The sequence below is a fragment of the Bacillus sp. UNC69MF genome, from assembly GCF_000746035.1.
Taxonomy (GTDB): Bacteria; Bacillota; Bacilli; order Bacillales; family Bacillaceae; genus Bacillus; species Bacillus velezensis.
In genome coordinates, this window is the sequence record NZ_JQKM01000003.1 from 385,305 (window position 1) to 409,767 (window position 24,463).

Annotated in this window: 26 protein-coding genes; 17 read left to right on the plus strand and 9 right to left on the minus strand. The window is 47.7% G+C overall.

Features of this window, described 5'->3' with window-relative positions:
- The first annotated feature begins 66 nt into the window (after positions 1 to 66).
- Both BR62_RS0101940 and BR62_RS0101945 read left to right on the plus strand, forming a co-directional pair.
- On the plus strand, positions 67 to 936 hold the full coding sequence (locus BR62_RS0101940; protein WP_007407571.1) for a stage II sporulation protein SpoIIQ: 870 nt from the start codon (positions 67 to 69) through the stop codon (positions 934 to 936).
- Between the two features lie 91 nt (positions 937 to 1,027).
- Positions 1,028 to 1,450, plus strand: a complete 423-nt coding sequence (locus tag BR62_RS0101945) for a VanZ family protein (protein ID WP_007407570.1) — start codon at positions 1,028 to 1,030, stop codon at positions 1,448 to 1,450.
- Between the two features lie 16 nt (positions 1,451 to 1,466).
- Here the strand turns inward: BR62_RS0101945 and BR62_RS0101950 are convergent, their stop codons facing one another.
- On the minus strand, positions 1,467 to 2,042 hold the full coding sequence (locus BR62_RS0101950) for an undecaprenyl-diphosphatase (protein WP_007407569.1): 576 nt from the start codon (positions 2,040 to 2,042) through the stop codon (positions 1,467 to 1,469).
- A 164-nt stretch (positions 2,043 to 2,206) separates the two neighbouring features.
- On the opposite strand from BR62_RS0101950, the gene ftsW reads away from it, so the two are divergent.
- The gene (ftsW, locus tag BR62_RS0101955; protein ID WP_032869483.1) at positions 2,207 to 3,361 is read left to right on the plus strand and encodes a putative lipid II flippase FtsW; all 1,155 of its coding nucleotides are present in this window, start codon (positions 2,207 to 2,209) and stop codon (positions 3,359 to 3,361) included.
- 52 nt (positions 3,362 to 3,413) lie between these two features.
- Here the strand turns inward: ftsW and BR62_RS0101960 are convergent, their stop codons facing one another.
- Complete coding sequence (locus BR62_RS0101960; protein WP_003151222.1) at positions 3,414 to 3,764, minus strand: P-II family nitrogen regulator; 351 nt, start codon at positions 3,762 to 3,764, stop codon at positions 3,414 to 3,416.
- Between the two features lie 17 nt (positions 3,765 to 3,781).
- Positions 3,782 to 4,993, minus strand: a complete 1,212-nt coding sequence (locus BR62_RS0101965) for an ammonium transporter (protein WP_003151223.1) — start codon at positions 4,991 to 4,993, stop codon at positions 3,782 to 3,784.
- A 252-nt stretch (positions 4,994 to 5,245) separates the two neighbouring features.
- On the opposite strand from BR62_RS0101965, the gene BR62_RS0101970 reads away from it, so the two are divergent.
- From BR62_RS0101970 to BR62_RS0101980, 3 genes are all read left to right on the plus strand, one after another.
- Positions 5,246 to 5,812: an isochorismatase family protein gene (locus BR62_RS0101970; RefSeq protein WP_020956462.1), complete on the plus strand. Its 567-nt coding sequence runs from the start codon at positions 5,246 to 5,248 to the stop codon at positions 5,810 to 5,812.
- On the plus strand, positions 5,809 to 7,173 hold the full coding sequence (locus BR62_RS0101975) for an MFS transporter (protein WP_032869485.1): 1,365 nt from the start codon (positions 5,809 to 5,811) through the stop codon (positions 7,171 to 7,173). The genes BR62_RS0101970 and BR62_RS0101975 overlap by 4 nt, the downstream gene beginning before the upstream one ends.
- Before the next feature lie 162 nt (positions 7,174 to 7,335).
- Positions 7,336 to 8,790 (plus strand): NCS1 family nucleobase:cation symporter-1, encoded by a 1,455-nt coding sequence (locus BR62_RS0101980; protein ID WP_007407564.1) that lies wholly within the window; start codon positions 7,336 to 7,338, stop codon positions 8,788 to 8,790.
- Positions 8,791 to 8,824: 34 nt separating this feature from the next.
- On the opposite strand, the gene BR62_RS0101985 is transcribed toward BR62_RS0101980, so the two are convergent.
- Entirely contained in the window at positions 8,825 to 10,021 is a 1,197-nt protein-coding gene (locus BR62_RS0101985; protein WP_007407563.1) for an MFS transporter, read from the minus strand.
- Positions 10,022 to 10,045: 24 nt separating this feature from the next.
- Positions 10,046 to 10,459, minus strand: a complete 414-nt coding sequence (locus tag BR62_RS0101990) for a MarR family winged helix-turn-helix transcriptional regulator (RefSeq protein ID WP_007407562.1) — start codon at positions 10,457 to 10,459, stop codon at positions 10,046 to 10,048.
- 331 nt (positions 10,460 to 10,790) lie between these two features.
- On the opposite strand from BR62_RS0101990, the gene spoIIID reads away from it, so the two are divergent.
- From spoIIID to BR62_RS0102010, 4 genes are all read left to right on the plus strand, one after another.
- Entirely contained in the window at positions 10,791 to 11,072 is a 282-nt protein-coding gene (spoIIID, locus tag BR62_RS0101995) for a sporulation transcriptional regulator SpoIIID (protein ID WP_003151236.1), read from the plus strand.
- A 180-nt stretch (positions 11,073 to 11,252) separates the two neighbouring features.
- Positions 11,253 to 12,254 (plus strand): cell shape-determining protein Mbl, encoded by a 1,002-nt coding sequence (gene mbl / locus BR62_RS0102000; protein ID WP_003151237.1) that lies wholly within the window; start codon positions 11,253 to 11,255, stop codon positions 12,252 to 12,254.
- 158 nt (positions 12,255 to 12,412) lie between these two features.
- Entirely contained in the window at positions 12,413 to 13,210 is a 798-nt protein-coding gene (locus BR62_RS0102005) for a flagellar hook-basal body protein (RefSeq protein WP_007614310.1), read from the plus strand.
- A gap of 24 nt (positions 13,211 to 13,234) precedes the next feature.
- On the plus strand, positions 13,235 to 14,056 hold the full coding sequence (locus BR62_RS0102010; protein ID WP_032869859.1) for a flagellar hook-basal body protein: 822 nt from the start codon (positions 13,235 to 13,237) through the stop codon (positions 14,054 to 14,056).
- Between the two features lie 17 nt (positions 14,057 to 14,073).
- Here BR62_RS0102010 and BR62_RS0102015 read toward each other — a convergent pair whose 3' ends face one another.
- The gene (locus tag BR62_RS0102015; protein WP_007407559.1) at positions 14,074 to 15,138 is read right to left on the minus strand and encodes a tetratricopeptide repeat protein; all 1,065 of its coding nucleotides are present in this window, start codon (positions 15,136 to 15,138) and stop codon (positions 14,074 to 14,076) included.
- Between the two features lie 195 nt (positions 15,139 to 15,333).
- Between BR62_RS0102015 and fabZ the strand changes: the two genes are divergently transcribed.
- Together fabZ and mscL are read left to right on the plus strand one after the other, a co-directional pair.
- Positions 15,334 to 15,759, plus strand: coding sequence for a 3-hydroxyacyl-ACP dehydratase FabZ (gene fabZ, locus BR62_RS0102020; protein ID WP_003151242.1), 426 nt, complete (start codon positions 15,334 to 15,336; stop codon positions 15,757 to 15,759).
- A gap of 56 nt (positions 15,760 to 15,815) precedes the next feature.
- Positions 15,816 to 16,211 carry a large conductance mechanosensitive channel protein MscL gene (gene mscL, locus BR62_RS0102025; protein ID WP_003151243.1) on the plus strand — a complete coding sequence of 132 codons (396 nt, stop codon included), beginning with the start codon at positions 15,816 to 15,818 and terminating at the stop codon, positions 16,209 to 16,211.
- Positions 16,212 to 16,258: 47 nt separating this feature from the next.
- Here the strand turns inward: mscL and BR62_RS0102030 are convergent, their stop codons facing one another.
- The gene (locus BR62_RS0102030) at positions 16,259 to 16,669 is read right to left on the minus strand and encodes a YwpF-like family protein (protein ID WP_012118638.1); all 411 of its coding nucleotides are present in this window, start codon (positions 16,667 to 16,669) and stop codon (positions 16,259 to 16,261) included.
- Between the two features lie 172 nt (positions 16,670 to 16,841).
- Between BR62_RS0102030 and BR62_RS0102035 the strand changes: the two genes are divergently transcribed.
- The 4 genes from BR62_RS0102035 (at position 16,842) to BR62_RS0102050 (ending at position 19,479) form a co-directional block, all read left to right on the plus strand.
- Complete coding sequence (locus BR62_RS0102035; RefSeq protein WP_003151247.1) at positions 16,842 to 17,195, plus strand: hypothetical protein; 354 nt, start codon at positions 16,842 to 16,844, stop codon at positions 17,193 to 17,195.
- Positions 17,196 to 17,292: 97 nt separating this feature from the next.
- Positions 17,293 to 17,634, plus strand: coding sequence for a single-stranded DNA-binding protein (locus tag BR62_RS0102040; RefSeq protein ID WP_007407557.1), 342 nt, complete (start codon positions 17,293 to 17,295; stop codon positions 17,632 to 17,634).
- Positions 17,635 to 17,842: 208 nt separating this feature from the next.
- Positions 17,843 to 18,625 carry a DeoR/GlpR family DNA-binding transcription regulator gene (locus tag BR62_RS0102045; RefSeq protein ID WP_015418394.1) on the plus strand — a complete coding sequence of 261 codons (783 nt, stop codon included), beginning with the start codon at positions 17,843 to 17,845 and terminating at the stop codon, positions 18,623 to 18,625.
- The gene (locus BR62_RS0102050) at positions 18,622 to 19,479 is read left to right on the plus strand and encodes a Cof-type HAD-IIB family hydrolase (protein ID WP_032867429.1); all 858 of its coding nucleotides are present in this window, start codon (positions 18,622 to 18,624) and stop codon (positions 19,477 to 19,479) included. Before BR62_RS0102045 ends, BR62_RS0102050 begins: the two co-directional genes overlap by 4 nt.
- 112 nt (positions 19,480 to 19,591) lie before the next feature.
- Here BR62_RS0102050 and BR62_RS0102055 read toward each other — a convergent pair whose 3' ends face one another.
- Positions 19,592 to 22,366 (minus strand): DEAD/DEAH box helicase, encoded by a 2,775-nt coding sequence (locus tag BR62_RS0102055; RefSeq protein ID WP_032869487.1) that lies wholly within the window; start codon positions 22,364 to 22,366, stop codon positions 19,592 to 19,594.
- On the minus strand, positions 22,353 to 23,963 hold the full coding sequence (locus tag BR62_RS0102060) for an SWIM zinc finger family protein (protein ID WP_020956456.1): 1,611 nt from the start codon (positions 23,961 to 23,963) through the stop codon (positions 22,353 to 22,355). Before BR62_RS0102060 ends, BR62_RS0102055 begins: the two co-directional genes overlap by 14 nt.
- A gap of 203 nt (positions 23,964 to 24,166) precedes the next feature.
- Here BR62_RS0102060 and BR62_RS19445 point away from each other — a divergent pair, with 203 nt between their 5' ends.
- Positions 24,167 to 24,310, plus strand: a complete 144-nt coding sequence (locus tag BR62_RS19445) for a YwzD family small protein (RefSeq protein ID WP_003151259.1) — start codon at positions 24,167 to 24,169, stop codon at positions 24,308 to 24,310.
- Positions 24,311 to 24,463: the final 153 nt, after the last annotated feature.

A 24,463-nucleotide genomic window follows, 5' to 3' on the forward strand; every position in this document is an offset into this window, starting at 1 on the left:
AAGTTTTTTATGGATGTGTATATATCTTCAGAAAAGTGTTCAGAATGTTGCTGAGGTGATGAACAAATGAGAGAGGAAGAAAAGAAAACTTCTCAAGTCAAAAAACTTCAGCGGTTTTTTCGCAAACGCTGGATATTCCCTGCAATCTACTTAGTCAGTGCGGCCGTCATTTTAACAGCTGTCCTTTGGTATCAATCCGTTTCGAATGATGTGAAGGACAATCTGACGAACAACGGCGGAAACTCCGCGTATGACAGCGGCAAAGACGATGCCGTCGAAGTAGGCAAGTCAATGGAAAACGTCGCAATGCCGGCTGCTCATTCTGAAAATGTTTCTGTTGTGAAAAAGTTTTATGAAACTGATGCCGCAAAAAAAGAGAAAGAAGCAGCACTTGTTAACTATAATAACACGTACAGCCTCAGTAAAGGAATTGACTTAGCTGAGAAAGACGGAAAATCATTTGATGTTTCTGCTTCTCTGAGCGGTACGGTTGTTAAAGCTGCTAAAGACCCGGTACTGGGATATGTGGTTGAAATTGAACACTCAGACGGCCTGTCTACTGTCTATCAGTCTTTATCTGAAGTCAGCGTGGATCAGGGCGACAAAGTAAAGCAGAACCAGGTCATCGGTAAATCCGGAAAAAACCTTTACAGTGAAGAAAGCGGAAATCACGTGCACTTTGAAATCCGCAAGGACGGCGTAGCGATGAACCCGCTCAATTTTATGGACAAGCCGGTAACATCTATTGAAAAAGCGGCGGCTGAAGAGAAAAACGCTGTGACAGAAGAAACGGAAGGGTCAATTCAGCAGTCTTCCGAGAAAAAAGATGTGACGCCTAAAAAAGAAACCGAAGAAAAACCAGGTGACAAAGAGGACGGCACAAAAGACAAGACAGATGGTAAAGATGACGGCTCAATGAAAGATTCGGGCAAGTAATCTTGATCCCAAAGCGCCTATCAGCTCAGATAGGCGCTTTTCATATTGCCGCATGTGCCTTTATACTAGTAGAAAACGAAGGAGATGCTGAATGAATAAATGTCTGGCGGCCGGGTGGCTCGTCTTTGTTTTCGTTTCTGCTTTGACGGAAAGCTTTCACGATATGATTGTGTCGCAGACGGTGTCCTTCCGTTTCACGCCGCATCCGGATGTGTCCGGTTTCTTTGTGTTCGATATGGCGGAGCTCGCCATACCGGAAGCGGCGATTCAAAAGCTCGGGCACGCGTTTTCATTTTTTGTGCTCGCCTATTTGTTTTTCAGGGAGCGCAGGCGCATGAAGAGGGCGGTGCTGTATGCATTGGCCGCCGCTTTCCTGACAGAAATCGTCCAGCTCTTTTTCGGCAGAAACGGATGCCTCCGCGATGTGCTGATTGACAGTCTCGGCATTGCCGCATTCTGTGCTTTACAAAGGAAAAAGCATACAGCCAAACATACAAAAACCGGCAGTCTGTGACAGACGCCGGCTTTTTTTATATATTATGGTTTGTCGATTTGCTTTTATGAACGATACTTTCATAGATTCGCACGATCAGATCGACAATCGGACGAAGCACATTTGAAAATCTGAACAGCAGGAATCCGACAATGAGGGAAACGATAATGCTTCCGAGCACATCGATCGGATAATGGTGGCCGACCCAAATTCTTGAGAAGCCGGTCAAAAGGCCGAAAATCACAAGCGGCCAGCCGAGTTTTTTGTTGCGGAACAGAATCGCAATTGAAATCGCCAAAGCGCCTGTCGTATGGTCACTCGGAAATGAAGCATCCGCGGCATGAGGGATCAGCGTATGAACCGTATGTTCGACAAAGGGGCGCGGCTCGACATAGACTTTCGTGATGAGGTAGTTGACGATAAGCGCTGCAACACCCGTGAAGCCCGCGTACAGGGCGTTTTGTCTGCCTTTTGTGCTTCCGAACAGCCACATGGCAAGCAGGAAAAGGGCGTAGGCGTAAATGGCGTATTCCGTAATAAATACCATGATAGAGTCGAGAATGGCACTATGGTGCGACAAACCATTGATCGCTTTAAATAGTTCGTAATTCACAAATATCACCTTTTATCTTTATTTTATATGAACAGTGTAATGCTTTTTTCTATGAGACACAATTGGTATTAAAAATAATCATAAAAAAGTAAACAGAATGAAACGTGACTGTATTACTGTGCGTCAAGTATGCGGGAAAAGAATAGCCGAAGGAGTTTTGTCCGTTGTTGAAACGTTTGAAAAACGCCGATCTGCTGCTTGTGTTTGTCATTATGCTGCTTTGCGGATTCGGCTTGTTAATGGTGTACAGCGCCAGTGATGTGATGGGGTCTCAGCGGTACGGAGATCCATCCTATTTCTTCCATAAGCAGAGTGCCTCTTTACTGATCGGATTATGCTTATTTCTATTTGCCGCCTGTCTGCCGTATAAGCGGTATGCGCGGCTTGTACCGCTGTTTGTGGTCGGTTCGCTGGTATTGCTGCTGCTCGTATTGATACCGGGAATCGGGCTGGAGCGGAATTTTTCCCGCAGGTGGCTGGGAGCGGGCCCGCTTGTCGTACAGCCGTCTGAATTGGCGAAGATCGCGATGATTTTGTATTTCGCTTCGATTTATACGAAAAAGCAGCCGTACATTCATCAATTTGTGAAAGGGGTTCTGCCGCCTTTAGTGATTTTGGGAACTGCTTTTCTGCTGACATTGGCGGAGCCTGATTTAGGGACGGCTTCCTTAATCCTGGCGGCGTGCGGGTCGATTTTATTATGTGCCGGCTTGAAAAAGCGCCATCTGTTCGTGCTCGGCGCGACGGCGGTGTCGGGGGTTGTTTATCTCGCATTTTCCGCTTCCTATCGTGTGAAGCGCCTCGTTTCCTTTACCAATCCGTTTGGTGACGCGAATGGGGACGGCTATCAGCTGATTCAATCCTATTTTGCTATTTCCGGAGGCGGGTTTTTCGGAAGAGGGCTTGGAAACAGTGTTGAAAAAATGAACTATCTGCCTGAGGCGCATACCGATTTCATTATGGCCGTGATCAGCGAAGAGCTGGGGATATTCGGTGTTCTGATCGTTTTGGGATTATATTTTGCGTTAATGCTTCTCGGCGTAAAAACGGCCGTGCGGGCTGATGACCCGTTCGGGAAGCTTCTTGCCATCGGAATTACGTTTCAATTAATGTTTCAGGTTGTATTGAATTTGGGAGCGATGAGCGGACTTCTCCCGGTTACGGGTGTGCCGCTTCCGTTTATCAGCTACGGCGGTTCTTCATTAATTATGACGCTGTTTTTGTGCGGCATACTGGTCAATATCAGTACATATGCGAAAAAACAACCCGTACGGCATAAGCGGCCTGTCCCGCATGAAAAAAAGGTTTCTTCTTTTTAATGAAGCTGGAAAAAACGCCCGGGACATTTCTGTCTCCGGGCGTTCTGCCTGTTTATAAAGCTCCTGGTCCTTCTTCTCCGGTGCGGATATTAATCGTGTTTCCGATTTCATAGACGAATATTTTTCCGTCTCCGGGCTCTCCCGTTTTCAGCACTTTTTTCGCCGTTTCCACGACTTGATCAACGGGGACCTTGCTGACAACGATTTCCACTTTCAGCCGTTCATACACATTGCTTTCAATTTTGACTCCGCGGTACAGTTCGGTGTGGGCTTTTTGAAGGCCGCAGCCGTGTACGTTGGAGAAGGTCAGCGATGTGACTCCGATTTTACCGAGTTCCTGTTTCAATGTTTCAAACTTAGCCGGACGCGTAACGATTTCTACCTTGAACATTTGACCGCTCATCTAAGCCACTCCTCACTTTATAAGTCCTGATATGCTTTTTCCCCGTGCATCGTTAAATCAAGCCCAAGTGACTCTTCTTCTTCACTGGCGCGCAGGGGAATGAACAGACCTACAATTTTAATGATAACGAAAGTGACAATAAATACAAATACATAGGTTGCCGCAATGGCCGCAATCTGCTTCCAGAGCAGTCCCGGATCGCCGTAAAACAGCCCGTTTGCCCCGCCGTCATTGACGGAAGTGGTGGCGAATAAACCGGTCGCGATGCCGCCCCATGTCCCGCCGATCCCATGCAGGCCGAAAGCGTCAAGCGCATCATCATAACCGAAAGTCTTTTTGAGCCAATAAACGCCCCAAAAGCAGACAAGCCCGCCGATGAAACCGATTACGATGGAAGAGAACGGCGTAACGAACCCGGCAGCCGGCGTAATGGCGACAAGCCCTGCGATTGCGCCCGATACAGCACCCAGCATGGTCGGTTTTTTATTCAGCATCCATTCGATTAAAATCCAGCCGATAATTCCGGCTGCAGCCGCGGTGTTTGTGTTAATGAAGGCAAACATCGCGATACTGTCAAGCGTGAGGGCGCTGCCGACATTGAAGCCGAACCATCCGAACCAGATGAGCGCTCCGCCCAAGAACGTGTAAATTAAGTTGTGAGGCGAAGCCGCCGTGCCGTCCTTGCGTTTCCCGAGCACAATCGCCAGCACAAGCCCGGCGACTCCGGAAGAAATGTGGACGACGTTTCCGCCTGCGAAGTCAAGAGCGCCCATTTGGCCGATCCAGCCGCCGCCCCATACCCAGTGCGCAACGGGCGTATATACGAGGGAAGCCCATAAAAAGGAAAATACAAGAAAAGCACTGAATCTCATGCGTTCAGCAAATGCTCCGGAAATAATGGCCGTCGTCAGTACGGCAAACGTCATTTGGAACATCATGAACAAGGAATGCGGGATCGTATCACTGTAACTTCCGGGTTCAAAGCCGACCCCCTTCAGCCCGGCCCATTCAATCCCGCCAAGCCATGTATTGCCGGGGGCAAAAGCAAGTGAATATCCGTACAAAACCCAAACGACGGATACGATGGCGAGAGAAGAAAAACTATGCATCGCCGTGCTGAGCACGTTTTTGCTTTTTACCATTCCGCCGTAAAACAAAGCCAGCCCGGGGGTCATCAGCCACACGAGTAAAGCGCAAAAGAACATAAATACTGTATCGCCCATCTGCATGTTGTATTCCTCCGTCTCATTCAGAATGTAATTGTGATTAATTCATTATTATAGAGAAAAAAGAACGATAAAACATTTTCGTGTAAGGTTATCTGACATGGTTTTTTGCATTCATAATGCTGCTTTTTCAAATGGGTGTCGTGCGACTTTATATCCATAAAAAGAGCGCCGGAGCACGGCGGAAGAAATCCTGTCCGGGAAAGAGTAAAATAAACGGGGTGAGAAACACTAACTGCATCAGGAGGAATCATTATGACAACATCATTAAATCTGCAATTTGAAAAAACGGCTTTGGTCCTTATTGATTTACAAAAAGGCATTGTGCCGATGGATAAAAGCGGTACCGTTGTGCCGAACGCGAAAAAATTAATTGAGGTGTTCCGGGAAAAAGGCGGATTTATCAGCTTTGTGAACGTGGATTTTCATGACGGAGCGGATGCGCTGAAGCCGCTGACGGATGAAGAGGCGGCGGGCCATTCGGCTCCGCCGGCGGACTGGGCTGAATTTGTGCCTGACATCGGAGTGAAAGAAAATGATTATACGGTAACAAAACGGCAGTGGGGCGCGTTTTTCGGCACGGACCTGGACCTTCAGCTCAGGAGACGGGGAATCGACACAATTGTGTTATGCGGGATTGCGACAAACATCGGTGTGGAAAGCACGGCGCGAGAAGCTTTTCAGCTCGGGTATCAGCAAGTTTTCGTAACTGACGCGATGGCGACATTCAGCGATGAACAGCACGAAGCGACACTCAAGTTTATCTTCCCGAAAATCGGCAGAAGCCGGACGACGGAAGAATTTATCGCACAGACAAAATGACAATCTCCAAAAAAAGCCGCGTCCTGTTCTTGACGGCCGTGGCTTCGGGGACGATGCTGAACCCATTGAACTCGTCGATGATTTCTCTTGCGCTTCACAGTATTCAGCATGAATTTCACCTGTCGTTTACAACAGTGTCCTGGCTGATATCGTCCTTTTATCTGGCCAGCGCGGTGGCGCAGCCTGTTACCGGGAAGCTCGGTGATATGCTCGGCAGGAAGAAGCTGTTTTTGATCGGGCTTCTGCTTGTTGCTGTCTCGGCGGTCGGCGCGCCGTTTGCGCCGACTTTTATGACTTTGTTAATTATGAGATTGTTTCAGTCGATCGGAAGCAGCGCGATATATCCGTCCGGCGTCGGATTGATCCGTTCAAATATACGGGAGAAGCAGGCTTCAGCGCTGGCCGTCCTGTCAATCTTTGCATCAGCCATGACGGCGCTCGGTCCGACTCTCGGCGGTTTTCTGATCGTTTGGGGAGGGTGGCCGGCAATCTTTTTCGTCAATCTGCCGTTTATCATTCTCAGCTTTTTTCTCGGAATGTATATGTTTCCGAAAGATGAAAAACGCGAGATCGGCGGCTTGAAAGGCGTGCTCCGCCAGCTTGATACGATCGGGATACTTCTGTTTGCCGGAGCGATTATCCTTCTCCTGTCGTTTTTATTGTCCTTCAGTACGAAGCCTCACTATACAGAAGGCGTATTCGGGCTTTTGTTTGTCGGGCTGTTTATCTGGCGCGAGCTGAAAACGGAGAAGCCGTTTATTGATGTCAGGCTGTTTAAAACGCATCGGAAACTATCGTCGGTGTATATTCAATTTATTTTGCTGAATATATTCTTTTACTGCATCTTTTTCGGGCTTCCGAGCTATTTTCAGGATGAAATGCATTTGTCCGTTCAGACAAGCGGGTTGATTATGCTGTTTATGTCGGGCATGAGTATTCTGGTGTCGCCTCTGACCGGAAAATGGATAGATAAGAAAGGGCTTCTTCAGCCGATTGTTGCCGGAACCTGCCTGACTGTGATCGGGGCGGTGCTGTTAACGTTTTTCTTTCTTCAGGCGCCCATGATAGGAAAAGGGCTGATCCTGTCCGTGCTGGGTGTCGGCTACGGCTTCGGAAATGTCACGTTTCAGGCGGCCATGCTGAAAACGAGTCCCGCCGACATGGTCGGAACAACGTCCGGCCTGTTTCAGACCTGCCGGTATCTCGGTTCGATTTTGTCTTCTGTCATTTTGGGCATTCTTTTCGGAAAAGAAATTACCGCCGGCCATTTTCATATGCTTGGGACGATTCTTATCGTTGTCGGCGCTGTAAGCCTTTTGATGGCGTTCCGGTTTTCGGTTCTCCTCAAAAAAGCCTCTTAACAGGCGCAAAAAAAGAGACGGGCTCTCCCCGTCTCTTTTTTTGTGTAATGTGCTCAAAAATCAAAACGATTATTGTCGACAGCGACCAATGTTATTTACGGAATTTTCAGTTATATTTTTTCACATGTGATGTAAGGAAAACGTACATGTGGGAGGGAGAAAATGAAAAAAACAACGAGTGATCGGCTAAGCAATAAAGATTTACTGCCTTTAGAAGACGGCGAACGGACATGGAAAGCGGTGAATTTTGCATCCATCTGGATGGGTTGTATTCATAATATCCCGACCTACGCGACTGTGGGCGGGCTCATTGCGATCGGCCTTTCTCCGTGGCAGGTGCTCGCCATTATCGTGACGGCGTCACTGATTTTGTTCGCCGCTTTGGCCTTGAACGGCCATGCCGGAACGAAATACGGCCTGCCGTTTCCGGTCATTATCAGGGCTTCTTACGGAATATACGGGGCTAACATTCCGGCGCTTCTCAGGGCGTTTACAGCCATCATGTGGCTCGGAATTCAAACATTTGCCGGGAGCACGGCTTTGCACATTCTGCTTTTGAACATATGGCCGGGCTGGGGGAGTCTCGGCGGAGATTGGAATATACTCGGGCTTCATCTGCCGGGTTTTCTGTCGTTCATTTTCTTTTGGGGCATTCATCTGCTTGTACTGCGGCACGGCATGGAATCGATCAAAAAATTTGAAGTGTGGGCGGGCCCGCTTGTTTATCTCGTCTTCGGCGGCATGGTCTGGTGGGCGATAGATATTGCCGGCGGGCTCGGACCGATTTACTCACAGCCGGGAAAGTTCCACACCTTTTCTGAAACGTTTTGGCCGTTTGCCGCCGGAGTGACGGGCATTATCGGAATATGGGCGACGCTGATCCTGAATATCCCTGACTTCACCCGGTTCGCCGCGTCGCAAAAAGAACAGATTCGCGGCCAGTTTTACGGGCTGCCGGGAACGTTTGCGCTGTTCGCGTTTGCAAGCATCACGGTGACATCAGGATCACAAGTAGCATTCGGAGAACCGATTTGGGATGTGGTGGAGATTTTGGCCCGGTTTGATAATCCTTTTGTTATCGCTCTTTCGGTCATCACACTTTGCATCGCCGCCGTCTCGGTTAACGTGGCGGCAAACATCGTGTCACCGGCCTATGACTTGGCGAATGTCCTGCCGAAGTATATTACATTCAGGAGGGGTGGGTATTTGACCGCCGTTTTGGCTCTGTTCACAATACCGTGGAAGCTGATGGAGAGCGCCACGAATGTTTATGCGTTTCTCGGACTCATCGGCGGGATGCTCGGACCGGTGGCCGGGGTGATGATGGCTGATTATTTTATCATCAGAAAAAGGCGGCTCTCAGTTGAAGACCTTTATTCGGAAACCGGACAGTACACTTATTACAAAGGCTATAATTACCGGGCCTTTGCCGCGACCTTTCTCGGCGCGTTTATTTCTTTAATCGGGATGTACGTCCCGGCGTTCGCCGGCATCTATGATATCTCCTGGTTTGCGGGTGTCATTTTGTCATGTCTCGGTTATACGGCGCTTATGTATATTCATCCTCCTTATGTAAAAGCGGCAAGACGAATCGCGCGGGAAAGAGCGGCCGAATAAAAAAAGCCGGGGCTGCCCCCGGCTTTTTGTCATATCATTCTGCGATTGAAACGTTTCCGTCCGCTTGAAGCGGCGTTCTTTTTTTCTGGCTCCAGCCATACAGGAGTAAAGCAATCAGGACGAACAGCCCTGCTGCCAGATAAATCGAATGGAATCCGGCCGAAGCGACGAAGAGGCCGAATACATAGGACCCGCCGGCAATCCCGCTGTCAAAGAAAGTGAAGAAGGTAGCCGTCGCAAAGCCTGAACGGTGTCCGGGCGAGTTCTGAATCGCCAGCGTCTGCATACACGGTACGATAGAGCCGTATCCGAGACCGATTACGGCACCGGATAAGAGAAGCATGAGGGCGCTGTTTGTCATCGCCAGCATGCAAAGCCCCGCGGAGAACACGATAATCGACGGATAGATGACGATTCCCGGCCCCACTCTGTCAAACAGCTTTCCTGTGAAAGGACGGGCGGCCATCATCGTCACGGCGAAACAGACGAAGAAATAGCCGCTGACATCCAACAGGTGGATCGTCTTTGCATAAACGGATAAATATGAAGTCACACTTGAATAACAGAAAGAAATGGACAACCCGACAATCGCGATTTTAAGCGCGCCTTTTTCAAACATGTCGGAGAAAGAAAAACGGAAGACAGTCGTTCCGCTGTTATTTTGATCCGGCACACGAATCATAAAAGCAATCAGCAAGCCTAAAGAAACAAATACGGCAAAAATCGTAAAGAAAACCGGGAACGAAATGACTTTCACAAGACTCAGCCCGAGAAAAGGACCGATCGCCATGGCAAGGTTCATAGACATCGCAAAATAACCGAGCCCCTCGCCGCGCCGCTTGGCGGGAATAATGTCAGCGGCAATTGCGCCCGTGACCGTCGTTAAAATGCTGAACCAGATGCCTTGGAAAAAACGCAGTCCGAGCAGCAGATAGAAATTGTGTAGCGGCAAATACAGATAAGAAGACAGGGCGAACAGCGCCAAGGATACAATCGTCATTCTTTTCTTGCCGAACCTTTCAATAATCGCCCCTGAAAAAGGACGGGTGATAATAGCAGATAACAGGAACAGGCTGATCAAAAGCCCTCCTTGCGATTCACTGCCGCCAAGCTCCTGAATCATATAGATAGGCAGAACGGCCAAAAATGTATAAAAGAACACAAAGACAAATAAATTCACGAGTACGACCATAATAAAATCTTTGGTCCAGATCGAGTCAGATTTACTCAAAAGTACAGCACTTCCCTTTCTTTTCTATTTCGTTAAAAACACATTCAGAAACTCAGAAAAAGCTTCCTTATCTCCATCTTGGAAATCCGCAAGCATGTCTTCCTCGAACTTCAGCATCTCTTGATTGATGCTGTCGTATTTCAATTCAGCTTCCTTCGTCAGGACGACGAGCTTTTCCCGCTTGTCTTCTCCCTGTTCCCGCTGAATCCAGCCGTTTTCTTCAAGGCGTTTGATCGTTCTGGTAACGGTCGGCGCCTCTACGTTCAGATAGGACCAGATTTCTTTTTGGGTCATCGGTCCGATCGTTTTTAAGCAATATAGGATTGACCATTGAGAGGAGTACAGGCCGAATGGTTCCAGCCGTTCATTGGCTTTCTTCGTAATCAGGCGGGCGCATTGATTGATTTGGTGAATGAGGCGTCTGTTGACGTGGATCATTTCCGTTCTCCTTTTCAAAAAACTTACCTAAGTAACTAATTGTGCTGTTTCATTCTACAGCAGGATCGCGCGGATGTAAACCCCCCGATCAAAAAGCAGAAAATTATGACCCGCCCCTTGTCCTTATTGAGTTTTTAGCATATTCCCAATTCATTGCTAATACACTGTTACAAACCTATCAAAGAGAGTGTTTGAGGTGAGGGATCGTGGGCATATTTCTAAAACCTTCTTATATAATCGGACAACGAAGAAGCTGCATCATCAGTGAATCTGTTACAGAATACGGATCTCATTTCACACTTCTCACATCCAACTGGGGAGGTCGAGTGGTGTGCACGATTACATCAAAGAGCGAACAATCAAGATTGGTAAGTATATCGTGGAGACGAAAAAAACCGTTCGTGTCATTGCGAAAGAGTTTGGTGTTTCCAAAAGTACCGTACACAAAGATCTGACAGAGCGCCTGCCTGAAATCAATCCTGACTTGGCGAATGAAGTAAAAGAAATACTCGATTATCATAAATCCATCAGACATTTAAGAGGGGGAGAGGCGACGAAACTAAAGTACAAGAAGGATGAAATTCTTGAAGGGGAGCCCGTTCAGCAGCCGTAGCGCCTGACGTCTGCCGGGCCCTTTTTTCTCCTCCCGGGCGGTTTCGCGAATATCCGCAAAATTTTGTCAAGAACTTATATCGTTCAGCAGCTTTTTTTTGATAAATTATGATAATATATATAATTAGGGCACAATGTGGATATTTTACTGTGAAACAGATATCAAGGAGGATATAAATAGATGTTTGCAAGGGATATTGGAATTGACCTCGGTACTGCAAATGTACTGATCCATGTAAAAGGAAAAGGAATTGTTCTGAATGAGCCTTCCGTTGTGGCACTTGATAAAAACAGCGGCAAAGTGCTGGCTGTCGGTGAAGAAGCCAGACGAATGGTTGGACGTACACCTGGGAATATTGTTGCGATCCGTCCGCTGAAAGACGGCGTAATCGCAGACTTCGAAGTAACAGAAGCCATGCTGAAACATTTCATTAATAAGCTGAATGTAAAAGGACTTTTCTCAAAACCGCGCATGCTGATCTGCTGCCCGACGAATATTACATCCGTTGAGCAAAAAGCGATTAAAGAAGCAGCTGAAAAAAGCGGCGGAAAGCATGTGTACCTTGAAGAAGAACCGAAAGTTGCCGCTATCGGCGCGGGTATGGAAATCTTCCAGCCGAGCGGTAACATGGTTGTTGACATCGGAGGCGGTACGACAGATATCGCAGTTATTTCTATGGGCGATATTGTCACCTCCTCTTCTATTAAGATGGCTGGGGACAAGTTTGACATGGAAATCTTAAATTATATCAAACGCGAGTATAAGCTGCTGATCGGTGAACGTACCGCTGAAGATATTAAGGTGAAGGTCGCAACGGTTTTCCCAGACGCACGTCATGAAGAAATCACCATCCGCGGCCGTGACATGGTTTCCGGTCTGCCGAGAACGATTACAGTAAACAGCAAAGAAGTAGAAGAAGCCCTTCGTGAATCAGTTGCCGTCATTGTGCAGGCCGCCAAGCAGGTTCTTGAAAGAACACCGCCTGAATTGTCCGCTGACATCATCGACCGCGGCGTTATCATTACCGGCGGGGGAGCGCTGTTAAACGGGCTTGACCAGCTTCTTGCCGAAGAGCTGAGGGTGCCTGTTCTTGTTGCTGAGAACCCGATGGATTGTGTTGCGGTCGGAACCGGCGTCATGCTGGATAACATGGACAAGCTTCCAAAACGCAAACTGAGCTGATGATAAAACCTCATTCTGAAAAAGAATGGGGTTTTTTTCTGTCAAACCCTTCACGAACGGGAATGTAAATCCGATAATAAGAAAAATGCTGATTTTCATTATAGAACAAATGTTCCGGTGAGGCAACTGGAAATAATGCTATTTCAGAGGTGGAAGACTTGTTAAAAGGATTATATACCGCAACGTCCGCAATGATTACACAGCAGAGAAGAACGGAAATGCTGTCAAATAACATCGCAAACGCGAATACATCAGGGTACAAAGAGGATCAAGGTTCAATCCGCGCCTTTCCCGAGATGCTTCTGAGCCGAATAGAAGGCGACAAAAAAACGAAAATCGGCTCCGTCAACACAGGCGTATACATGCAGGAGCTGAAACCGTTGTTTACGCAGGGAAGCCTGAAAACGACCGATCAGCCGACGGATATCGCGCTTATGGAGAATCAGGTTCCCAAGAATGCCGAAACGAATGAAAACGCCGAGCTGTTTTATCCCGTGCAGACCGCAGGCGGCGTCCGCTATTCAAAAAGCAGCACTTTCTCATTAAATGAAAACAATCAGCTTACGATAAACGGAAACCTTGTGTTATCAACAAACGGACAGCCGATTACAGTCGACAATGAAAAATTCACCGTATCAGAAAACGGAACGGTCACGACAAACGGCCGGCCGGCGGGGCAGATTGATATCAGAATGGAAGAAGACGTGCGCAATCTGAAACGGGACGGCAATGACCTATACAGCACGGCCGACGGCTCTGAACTGCCGAGCGCGGCGGCGAATCCCCAAGTCTCGTATTCATTAAAGCAAGGCGTCTCGGAGCTTTCAAACGTGGACGTGACGAGCACGTATACAGAAATGACGGAAGCATACAGATCATTTGAAGCCAATCAGAAAGTCATTCAGGCTTACGATAAAAGCATGGATAAAGCCGCAAATGAAATCGGCAAAGTGTAACAAAATGGGGGACATTCAATTATGATGCTCAGATCAATGCTGACGGCTTCAACAGCCTTACATCAGCTTCAGCAGCAGATGGATACAGTCAGCAGCAACCTTTCAAACAGTGATACGACAGGCTATAAAGCGAGGGACTCCCGCTTTTCCGAGCTGATCAGACAGCAGTATGACCACATAGATGATAAAAAGGAAAATTCGCCGAACATGCGGAAAACGCCGCCCGGCCTGCGTCTCGGCGCCGGAACGGTGATGACTCCGCAGCTGGACTCAGGGCAGGGAAGCATCAAAAAAACCGACCGTGACCTTGATATCGCGTTCACATCACCTTATCAATATCTTCAGGCAGAAGCGGACGGACGGCGGGTGTATACAAGGGACGGCTCACTTTCCCTCAAGCCGGCCGGCGGAAATGACCGGCTGCTTCAGCTGATGACAGCGGGAGGCAATCCCATTCTCGATGAGAACGGTCAGCCCATACAAATTGACAGTTCGCTGACTCAGCTGAAAATCAGCAAAACCGGAACGCTGACTGCTTCGGACCAGGCGGGAACCCGTTCGCAGACGTTTAATCTCGGCATCGTCAATGTCAATAATCCTCAGGCGCTTCATGCGGAAGGGGATAATCTGTTTTCCGTAAACGGCGCGGGGGCTTCAGCGATTGAAGAGCTTACCGGCGCAAACCGGCAGGCAATCGGTATGGAGCAGGGCGCGCTTGAAAGTTCAAATGTCGATATGTCAAAAGAAATGACCGACTTAATCGTGTCTCAGCGTTCCTATCAGCTGAACAGCCGCACGATTACATTGGGAGACCAAATGCTGGGCTTAATCAACTCAGTCAGATAAAAGAAGGGGCGTTTTGATCAGCCGCGCATGATAAAAAATGCGGCTTTCTCAAAATCGCCCTTTTTTTTGTAGTAATCAGTAATATCCTGAAGCAGCACTTCCAAATCCACCCACGCTTCAATTTTCTGCAGCTCCAGCACAAGCTTCTGCAATCGGTCGTACGGGTCCTCCTGAGCGGTGTACAGTATGTTGAGCGCGGTCAGCTTCAATTTCATAATCTTGTTCTGCACTTTTTCAGATATGTATAAACCTTTCTGCAGCACGGTTTGTCCTTCGGCGGCAGATCCGGTTTTAAAAAGTGCTCTGACCGCTTCGTATACACAATGCAGGTAGGAAACGGGAGACTCTTTCTCGAAACGCTGATTGCCCAATACCTTTTTGTAAAAAGGGAGGGCCTCTTTATCTTTTTTCTGGGCGGTCTTTAAAAAACCAAAATTATAATAGGCGTGGCACAGCAGGTTATTGTCATTGATCCGGTCCGTTATCTTTATGGATTCATTGAAGAGCTGTTCTGCGTCGTCATAGCGTGCCTCGTCTATATAATTCACGGCGAGAAGCAGCCGGCAGCTGAGCGTTTTTTTGATGTAGCCGGCTTCATCTTGATAGATTTCCAGCGCTTTATTGACATATTGAATGGAGAGCGCAGGCGACTTCATCATGTAATATGCACCCGCTGTTTTATAATAAAATTCAGCGGCTTCGAAACGGTCCTGAATGGCCGGCAGGTACTGTTCAGCTTCTTTAAAGCGGCAGACAGCACGGTTCGGAGCGCCATTCACCATATGGAATAACCCTTTGAAAAAATAGAAATAATAAGTTAATTCATGATCCATCTCATCTTTGCGCCGCTTCAGCTCGCAGAACAGCTTATTCAGACCGTCTTTTTTCTCAAACAGCAGCTGAAACCGTGCGAAAAACAGCTGATATCTGAGTTTGAGCTTTGCATTCTTTTGTAATTTGGGGAGATGCTGATTGATTTGTTCGTGAAGGGAACGGGCTAGATCGAATTGGCGTTTTCCCATGGCGTCATACCACTCATTCAGCATCACCAGCGTACGTTTTTCAGTAAACTTAGCAATCATCTTCCAACCTCTTTGCATAGGGTAAAAATCTTTATTTATCATAACACATTAATGGACGAGGCTCATTGCCAGCTGGTTACAGTTTACAGCGCGGTTGAAAAAGAAATTGATTCATAATATACTTCCAAATGTACAGATTGGTTGCCACATATGCCTTCTATACATACTATTGTCGATGAAGGAGATGTCAAGAGAATGCTTGATACTCAGCAAATTAAAGAAATTATTCCCCATCGCTATCCGTTTCTTCTGGTAGACAGAATTACGGAAGTCGAAGAAGGAAAACGGGCGGCGGGATATAAAAATGTGACGGCGAATGAAGATTTTTTCAACGGCCATTTTCCTGAATACCCTGTTATGCCGGGCGTATTAATCGTAGAGGCTTTGGCGCAGGTCGGAGCGGTTGCGATGCTGATTAAAGAAGAAAACCGGGGCAGACTCGCATTTTTTGCGGGGATTGATAACTGCCGTTTCAAAAAGCAGGTAAAACCGGGTGACAAGCTGGAGCTTGAGGTTGATATTACCCGCGCGCGCGGTACGATCGGACGCGGCAAAGGCGTTGCCAAAGTTGACGGCGAGCTCGTGTGTGAAGCTGAATTAACCTTTGCGCTCGGAGAATAAAAGCAAACAAATGGGCTTATAAAAAAGCCCATTTTGTATAGAAAGGGGTGAATGTGATGTGGTCAGAATTTAAAAGCTTTGCGATGCGGGGCAATATCATGGATCTGGCTATCGGTGTCGTCATCGGCGGCGCTTTCGGCAAAATCGTGACGTCGCTCGTTGAAGACATCATCATGCCGCTGGTCGGACTGCTTCTTGGCGGTCTTGACTTTTCAGGGCTGGCCGTGACATTCGGCGATGCTCATATCAAGTACGGAAGCTTCATTCAAACGATTGTGAACTTCTTTATTATTTCATTTTCTATTTTTATCGTGATTCGCACAATAGGCAAGCTGAGACGTAAAAAAGAAGCAGAAGAAGAGGCTGAAGAAGCCGAGGAAACAGATCAGCAGACAGAACTGCTGACTGAAATCAGAGATCTGCTGAAACAGCGGGCTCCTCACAATGACTAGTGCACAAAAAAAGGCTGGATGATTAACGTCCGGCCTTTTTCATATGATTATAATTTTTGTTTAAACGCTTCAATCAGCCGGCTGCCCGAGTAGCCTTCTTTCACGAGCGACTCCAGAATGCTTTCTGATCCGGGGTGATTTCTTGACACCATTTGACCGTAAATTAAAACTTGTATACTTCTTTCCAGCTCGACGATATTTTTGATGCTTCCCGTCAGCTGGGCGGGGCGGTTGCTTTTTTTCGTAATCGTTACAAACACCTTCGCTTCTTTCTGGCTTTTCATCAGCATGTCAAAAAAAGACAAGTGTTCGGCCGGGACCAGTGCTTCAATTAACCAATGATTTTCTCCGTCCTCTTTATTGATAATCAATCCGTCTAAAAGGGGAAACTGCTCAATCGGCTGATCGTCTTTATCTAAACGTTCCACATTCAGATCAACCAGTTTAAAGGTTTTCATCTCTTATTTTCACCCCTGTTGTCCATGTTTTTCGTTCATTTATTATAACACATATCATTTTTCCCGGGAAAATGCTGTAAGACATGCTTCATCATTTTTGTAGGCGGTCAACATTTAATCATTTCTATTTTTTCATTATAATGTAAAAGAATACGGTCATGGAGAGATGCTTATGAATCAATTGCGCCTGAAGGAAATTTATATAGAAGACGGTTCAAGGCGAAAAGACGATCATTCCTACTTGGTATGCAAAAAGGAAGATTGTGAGGTGCATCTTAACAGAAGGGGAAATGTCGTCTTTTTATATGAAACAAAAGACCGCATGGAACAGTATAAAATTCAGCTTTCACTGACTGATAAAAAGCTGAGTTTTTACTGGTTCGCATGGGACGGCGGAAAGTTTGTCCGCATGTTTGAGAAAGACTGGCTCAAAACGAAACTTTTCTCGCGGCTGCTCAAAAATACATATTACATAAGCGGTCAAAAACAAAAGTTTTTTTTATCAGAAAGAAAAACGAAAACATAAGAGCAGCCTGAACGAATAACGGCTTTATCCGCTTTTTGCTTTCACGAGCCCTTGTACTACAATGAAGCCAGCCTCGAAAAAGAGAGGAGGATACGGCTTGTTTAACCACGTTATGCTTGTCGGCCGGCTGACGAAAGACCCGGAGCTCCGTTTTACAGCAGCGGGCATTCCCGTCGCGCATATTACGTTGGCGGTAAACCGCAATTTTAAAAGCGCGTCGGGTGAAACCGGAACCGACTTCGTCAACTGCACCATCTGGAGAAAAAACGCTGAAAATACGGCATTGTACTGCCAAAAAGGGTCAATGGTCGGTGTAAGCGGCAGAATCCAGACGAGAAGCTATGAAAAGACAGACGGCGTAAAAGTTTATGTGACCGAGGTCATGGCTGATACCGTTCGGTTTATGGATCAAAAACGGAAAGAGCCGCTGGCTGAATAGCATTCTTTTTTCCTCGATTTCCCGCCTTTCAGCGGGCCCCGCAATACCTCCTTCCCACTCGCCAGTCGAAAGACTGGTTTTTTTGTGAGGGAGCTAAAAAATGGTTAAAAAGAAGTGATTTCGCTTATGAATGCTTAAAAACATTGAATATATTGGGATAAAAACTTATAATTACTTACAGATAAGTGACGAAAAAGGGAATGAGGACGTGTATCAAGAAGAAAGACTGATTGCGATAATGGAATATTTGAAACAGCATCGGCGAATCACCGCTGAACAGATATGTTCGCTGCTTCATATTTCAAGAGATACCGCAAGAAGGGACCTTGTAAAGCTGAAAGAGCGCGGGGCCATTATCAGAACACGGGGCGGCGCGATTCTGCCGTCGGTGAATCAGGAAGTTCCTGGCTATTCGGGCCGGCTGAAAACTGTTTCTGAAGAGAAAAACAAAATCGGCAAGCTGGCCGCATCCCTGATCCATAAAGGAGACCGGATCATCCTGGACACTTCGACAACCGTGCAGGCCTGCGCGGAGCATTTAAATGTCACCGGCTGCACTGTTATTACAAATTCGATCAATCAGGCCGATATCCTTTCCGCAAAAGAGGGAATTGATATTCACCTGCTCGGCGGAAAGCTCCAGAAGGAACATCGGTTTTTATACGGGGCTTCCGTTGTAGAAAAACTGGGGGATTATCACGCCGATAAGGTGCTGATCGGCGTTGTCGGCATCTCGGAAAACGGCCTGACGATTCCGCATGAAGAAGACGGCATGGTAAAGCGTAAAATGATCCGACAGGCTGAACAGGTGATTGCGCTGAGCGATCACTCCAAGCTTGGCCGTACGAGTTTTTATCAGTATGCAGACCTGCACGAGGTTGACCTGCTGATTACCGATCAGCTGCCTGATCAGGATTTTTGCGATCTGCTCGACCGGCACGGCGTAGAATTGCTTGTAACTGAATCTGAAGAAGAGGATGAGGACATGTGAAACTGATTGCCATAGATCTGGACGGCACACTGCTGAACAGCAGTCATCAAGTAAGCGATGAAAATGAGCGGGCTTTAAGGGAAGCCCGGCAAGCGGGAATTGAAATCGTGGTTTCCACGGGACGCGCGCATTTTGACGTGCACTCCATATTCGAACCGCTCGGCATAAAAACGTGGGTCATCAGCGCAAACGGAGCCGCCATTTATGCTCCTGACGGCAGCCTGTACCACTGTGATGCGATTGAAGAAACAAGAGCCCGCGGCATTTTGTCCTGGCTTGAAGAGAATCAATATTACTATGAGGTGTTTACAAACAAAGCCATCTATACGCCTGAAACCGGCAGGCAGCTGCTCGATATCGAAATGGACCGGGTGAAAAGCGCCAATCCGGAAACCGATCTTTCCGTTTTGGAACAGGCGGCTTCAGTGCAGTACAGCCAGTCCGGCTTTGCTTACATTCATTCATACCGTGAGCTCTTTGAGAAAGAAGAGCATCTGGATTTTTATAATATTCTCGGATTTTCGTTTGATGAGCGGAAGCTGAAAGCGGGCTGGGACCGATTCAGCGGTCAGAAAGATCTCACCCTTGTCAGCTCTGCCGATCACAACTTTGAACTGGCGTCTCGAAACGCCTCTAAAGGGCAGGCGCTCAAACGGCTGGCGCAAAAGCTCGGCATTCCGATGGCTGAAACCGCCGCGGTCGGTGACAGCTTAAATGACTATTCAATGCTTCAGGCGGCCGGAAAAGGCATAGCGATGGGGAATGCGAGAGAAGATATTAAAGAGATCGCTGATGCCGTTACATTGACAAATGATCAAAACGGCGTTGCGCATATGATCAGGAATTTACTGTGAAAGGTATGGCGATACTGTTCATGACTGGCGTGACGCATTCATGGCAAATGCGGCGTAACAGTAAGGACGACATAAAAGACCGGCTCTTCTGAGAGAGCCGGTCTTTTTGCGTTTAATGTGATTGCGCCGATGCGCTGAGGGTGAATAATTCTTCAAGCTCAGCGGATGACAGCTCGGTAATCCAATTTTCACTTTGGATAATCTGATCGTTCAGCGTTTGTTTCGTTTCGAGCATGGCATCAATTTTTTCTTCAATCGTTCCCGTCGTAATGAGTTTGTGAACGTGGACGAACCGTTCCTGGCCGATTCGGTAGGCGCGGTCGGTCGCCTGGTTTTCCACCGCCGGATTCCACCATCTGTCATAGTGAATGACATGATTGGCAGCCGTCAGGTTCAGGCCGGTTCCGCCCGCTTTCAGTGACAAAATCAGCGTCGGGTATTCTTTCTTCTGGAACCGTTCGACGAGAGAATCGCGTTCCTGCTTGGACAGGCTTCCGTTTAAAAACTGAACCGGTTCTCCGAATGTTTTTTCCAGGAGGCGCTTCATCATGTTGCCCATCTGAATGTATTGGGTGAAAATGAGGCAGCTTTCCCCTTGTCCGCGGATCACCGCCATTAAATCAAGCAGCTTTTCCAGTTTGACGGATCTCCCGTTTAACAGCTCTGTCTGTTCTTCCTTCAAATAGAGCGCAGGATGGTCGCAAATTTGCTTCAAGCGGCCGAGCATGCTCAGAATCAGCGCTTTCCGCTGCATCCCGGTCAGAGAAGCCATATGTTCAAATGTATCTTTGACAAGCTGTTCATAAAGGGATGCCTGTTCGGCTGAGAGCGGGATAAACTCTTTTTGTTCCAGCTTGTCAGGAAGATTAAGCGCCACTTCTTCATCCCGTTTTGTCCGGCGCAGTAAAAACGGCCGGATTAACTGCTGAAGCTGGTTGATTCTTTTTTCGTCACGGTCTTTTTCAATCGGCAGCACATAGCGTTTATGAAAGCCGGTCAGACTGCCGAGATAGCCTTTGTTCATAAAATCAAAGATCGACCAAAGCTCTGTCAGGCGGTTTTCCATCGGTGTTCCGCTCAGCGCGATATGATGGACGCCTTTCAGCTTTCTGATCGCGCGGGACTGCTTCGTATGCGCGTTTTTAATATTTTGCGCTTCATCAAGGCAGATGGTGCTCCATGTCACGGAAGAAAGCTCTTCCTGATCGGCGTGCGACAGGCCGTAAGAAGTAAGAACGACATCCGCGTCCTGATAGGCCGGGACAAATGCTTCCCCCTTCGGCCGGCGGGGGCCGTAATGAAGCATGGCCTTCAGCTGCGGCGCGAAGGTCTGGAGCTCACGCTGCCAGTTGCCGAGCACAGATGTCGGCGCAATGATTAAGGCAGGCGCTTTTTGCCGGCCGCTTTCCTTCACATGGAGAAAATAAGCGATCATCTGAATCGTCTTTCCAAGTCCCATGTCATCTGCGAGACAGGCGCCGAAGCCGTTTTCTCGTAAAAACAGAAGCCAGTTCATGCCATACATCTGATAAGGGCGGAGCTGGCCCTGAAACGCGGCGCTGACTTCATGTTCCGGCAGATCCCGGGCTTCCGTCAGTTTGCGGATCAGGCTTCTGAGCTGTTTTGATAATTCGATCTTGATCCCGGCAAATGCCGATGAGTCAATGATGTCCGTGTCCTCGGCTCCGTTTTCCCCGTGATCCATCAGTTCGCGCGCCAGCACGTCGGACATGTGGAGGCCCTCAGATTCCGCTTTTTCCATCAGTTTTTTCATCTGTTTAATAAATTGCGGATCAATTTTCACCCATTGGCCGCGGATGTTGACGAGACGTCTGTTGTTTGCGACGAGCTCATTGAATTCATCCTCTGTCAGCTCAATACCGTTTGTGGCGAATCTCCAGTTGAAATCAAGCAGGGCGTTCATGCCGACGAAGGACTCGCCCCGCGGCGAGGATGACACTTTCGCCTTGAGCATCATATTGCTGTCCCGGACAATCTGCCACCATGATGGGAGAAGAATCTCCACACCCATATCGACAAGCGTCTCACTCGCTTCAGATAAGAAGATCCAAGCCTCTTCTTCAGAAATCAGCGTCGTTCCTGAATCAAACGAAAGCCAGGGAACCGTTCTGCGGAAGCGGTCCTGTTCGCGCGCGATTTTTCCGCTGTATGCCTGCCACGCTTTTTTCAGTCCCTTCAGTCCGTCAAAAAAGGTGATGGAGCCGGTTTTTTTCTCACGTAAAAACATTTCGATTTTCCAGTCGTCACCGTCGAAATCAGGCTCGTTTAATCGGAGCCCGACGGTAAACGGCGTCAGATCGTCATGCCAGCCGATTCCCTCCAGAAAATCATCTTCATCCAAAAAGGAGCCTTTAAACGTATGAACGGCCGGTGAGCGGGTTTCGATCTGCCGCCATTTTTCCAGCAGGTCATCATTGTACTGAATGTAGTCCTGGACCGCGGCTGAGAACCAGTCTGCCGTAAAGCCTTCCAGCAAAAGCTCGCGGTCTTTGAAGCGCAGGACGCCATTTTGCCAAGCCTCATAATCTGGAAGAAAATCGCCGTCGGCAATAAATTCGTATATCGTCGAAGCCGCTTCGATTAACGGTTCCGTTTCCTTTGTCAGCTGCACGGTGCTGAATGAATTGAACGAGTTTTTTCCGAGCAGCTCGACGGTCATCCACGGGCTGAGCAGAACGGCCGGAGTGCCGATGAAGCTGACGTCTTCAAGAAACGTTCCGTAAAAGGTGGACTCATGCCATTGGAACAAATGAGTCTTCATCTGACTGAGAGTAAGCGGCTGCTCCTTCTCATCATGGCTTGACAGCGTAAATGTCCAATCTTCCATTTGTTCTACATGAATGAAAATTTCCTTAAGACTCGCCATCAATCAACTTTCCTTTCTGCAATTCTTCTTGAAGGGCGCGCAGTCTCTTGTAGCTTGCGCTCAGCCGGCTGATATACCGCTCCCATACCTGCTGTTTTTTTGCCTTTTTATAAAGCGTCCGCAGTTTTTTCAGATGGCGCGCAGCCTCTTTATAGGCGCTGCGGTTTTTTTGGTCGATAAAAAAGGCCGCCGCCCGGTGATAGGAGGGGATGAGCGCTTCCGGATCACTGGCGGCAATTTCCTTCAGGATGTCCTTTTCAATTTCCCAGACGGAAAAGCCGACGAGGCTGTGAATCTCCACCCATTCCGCGTACCGTCGTTTTTCGTACAGGTACTGGCTGTATTCGGTAAAGGTATAGGGAAGGCAGCCGGAAGCAAACCGTTCAAACAGCTGATCATCCCGTGAGTGCCGCGCATAATCCGCCAATAGCGCAAACAGCTCTCCGATAATGTCGCGCATTTCTTTAAACGGCTTATCAAGCTTCGTATAGTTGACGGCAAGCGGTTCGATCCGGCCATACCATGCTTTCAGCCGTTTCCAGTCTTTTTTCGCGGTGAGTTCACCGAGCCATTGAAAGGTATACGGCAGCGCTTCAGGAGGGAAGCGGGACATATCTTGGAAGACCGCTTCATCATCTTTTTGCAAAAAGGCCAGATGAAGCCGTCCGAACCGCACTTCCGGCGAAAAACGGCGCCCGCTTTCCTGTTCGAGAATCTCCTGTTCACGCGCAACCCATTTCGGCCGGTTCAAAAGCGCGCTCCACATTTCACCGAATACCCGGAGGCGTTCGTATTGAAAAAGCTCTTCTTTCACAAGCAGTCTGCGGAGCACCGGGGGCGTCCGGTCTAAAAAGGGATCGAGTGAAAAAGACAAAGCGTACGTTTTCAGTCTGTCAATGGAGGAATAAATCGTATCCATCAGCTGTTCCACGTATGGATTGATGCTGTAATAATCTTTTTCGGCATCCAATCTGCCTGACTCAATCAAAGTGAACATGTGAAGCCAGACGGCAAGCGCCGAATGAATCTGATATAAGCTTTTAAGCTCGGGTTTTTTCGGAGCGTGTTTTTTGAGCGCTGACAGATAGCCGTAATAAAGGCCCTGCATCGTCTGGCTTCCGGCCGGCGTCCGCGCCTCCCACAGCGAGAATTCCGAATCAAAAAAAGCGAGCCAGCTTGACAGCGACTCTTCATTCGGCAGCACTTTTTCCTGAAACTGCCGGCGGACAAGCTCCCTGCTTTCCTCAAGCTTTTCTCTTTCCAGCCAATGTTCGGTAAAGGTACCGACCCGCTCGAATTGGGCATATACGTAAAGAAAAACGGCCAGCACGTGGCGGCAGATCGCCTCAGACGGGCATGCGCAGCCGCTTTTCACCATGAAAAATAAGTTCAGCGTGACCCTTACAGGCACAACATCCTGCACATATGCGGAAATCTCTGTCGGGGTTTGAACCTGTATACGATAGACGGAATCCTGCCGATATAAAATGAGTGCTTTCTTCATCAGCTGAACATTGTCTTCATTGTAAGGAAGAAGTTCTTTAAGCTGTTCAGCCGCTGCGAGCACATCTTCTTTAGCAATCATATCCTGAAGCATGATTATCGCTCCTAACGAGTCACAAAATAAAAAGATTCCAATTCCTCTATTATATCGCAACACATGGCCCGGAAAAAGTTTTTCCTAAAAAAGGACATAAAAACCCGAATGTGTCGAATGATGTATTAGAGATTGCAAAACAGCACCCGACAGCATATAATAATCTTGTTTTCAATTTAATGGAAGCCGAAAGGAAACGAATGATGAAGAAAACGAAGTTAGATCAAGAGGAGTTTCTGAAGATTTTAATGCATGCGCACGACATTGGTGAGCAGTCCTCTGAGATGACCACAAAAGAAATGCTTGAGAATTTGATTTCTTATATTAAAAATGGATATGCAACATAAAATCCCGCAGGCTCTTGGCCGCGGGATTTTTTTATCTTCCTGTGACACCAGTATTTAAAGCGCTTACAAAATTAAAACAGATTGAAGTGATTGTCTATTTTTGTCGAATTTTGTCATTTGAAAAGGTTAGAAATGACAGTTTAAAACTGTATA

Coding starts and splice junctions, on each gene's coding strand:
- BR62_RS0101940 (WP_007407571.1), top strand. CDS start 67: ATGAGAGAGGAAGAAAAGAAAACTTCTCAAGTCAAAAAACTTCAGCGG.
- BR62_RS0101945 (WP_007407570.1), top strand. CDS start 1,028: ATGAATAAATGTCTGGCGGCCGGGTGGCTCGTCTTTGTTTTCGTTTCT.
- BR62_RS0101960 (WP_003151222.1), bottom strand. CDS start 3,764: ATGAGCGGTCAAATGTTCAAGGTAGAAATCGTTACGCGTCCGGCTAAG.
- BR62_RS0101965 (WP_003151223.1), bottom strand. CDS start 4,993: ATGCAGATGGGCGATACAGTATTTATGTTCTTTTGCGCTTTACTCGTG.
- BR62_RS0101970 (WP_020956462.1), top strand. CDS start 5,246: ATGACAACATCATTAAATCTGCAATTTGAAAAAACGGCTTTGGTCCTT.
- BR62_RS0101975 (WP_032869485.1), top strand. CDS start 5,809: ATGACAATCTCCAAAAAAAGCCGCGTCCTGTTCTTGACGGCCGTGGCT.
- BR62_RS0101980 (WP_007407564.1), top strand. CDS start 7,336: ATGAAAAAAACAACGAGTGATCGGCTAAGCAATAAAGATTTACTGCCT.
- BR62_RS0101990 (WP_007407562.1), bottom strand. CDS start 10,459: ATGATCCACGTCAACAGACGCCTCATTCACCAAATCAATCAATGCGCC.
- mbl (WP_003151237.1), top strand. CDS start 11,253: ATGTTTGCAAGGGATATTGGAATTGACCTCGGTACTGCAAATGTACTG.
- BR62_RS0102010 (WP_032869859.1), top strand. CDS start 13,235: ATGCTCAGATCAATGCTGACGGCTTCAACAGCCTTACATCAGCTTCAG.
- BR62_RS0102015 (WP_007407559.1), bottom strand. CDS start 15,138: ATGATTGCTAAGTTTACTGAAAAACGTACGCTGGTGATGCTGAATGAG.
- fabZ (WP_003151242.1), top strand. CDS start 15,334: ATGCTTGATACTCAGCAAATTAAAGAAATTATTCCCCATCGCTATCCG.
- mscL (WP_003151243.1), top strand. CDS start 15,816: ATGTGGTCAGAATTTAAAAGCTTTGCGATGCGGGGCAATATCATGGAT.
- BR62_RS0102030 (WP_012118638.1), bottom strand. CDS start 16,669: ATGAAAACCTTTAAACTGGTTGATCTGAATGTGGAACGTTTAGATAAA.
- BR62_RS0102035 (WP_003151247.1), top strand. CDS start 16,842: ATGAATCAATTGCGCCTGAAGGAAATTTATATAGAAGACGGTTCAAGG.
- BR62_RS0102055 (WP_032869487.1), bottom strand. CDS start 22,366: ATGGCGAGTCTTAAGGAAATTTTCATTCATGTAGAACAAATGGAAGAT.
- BR62_RS0102060 (WP_020956456.1), bottom strand. CDS start 23,963: ATGCTTCAGGATATGATTGCTAAAGAAGATGTGCTCGCAGCGGCTGAA.
- BR62_RS19445 (WP_003151259.1), top strand. CDS start 24,167: ATGAAGAAAACGAAGTTAGATCAAGAGGAGTTTCTGAAGATTTTAATG.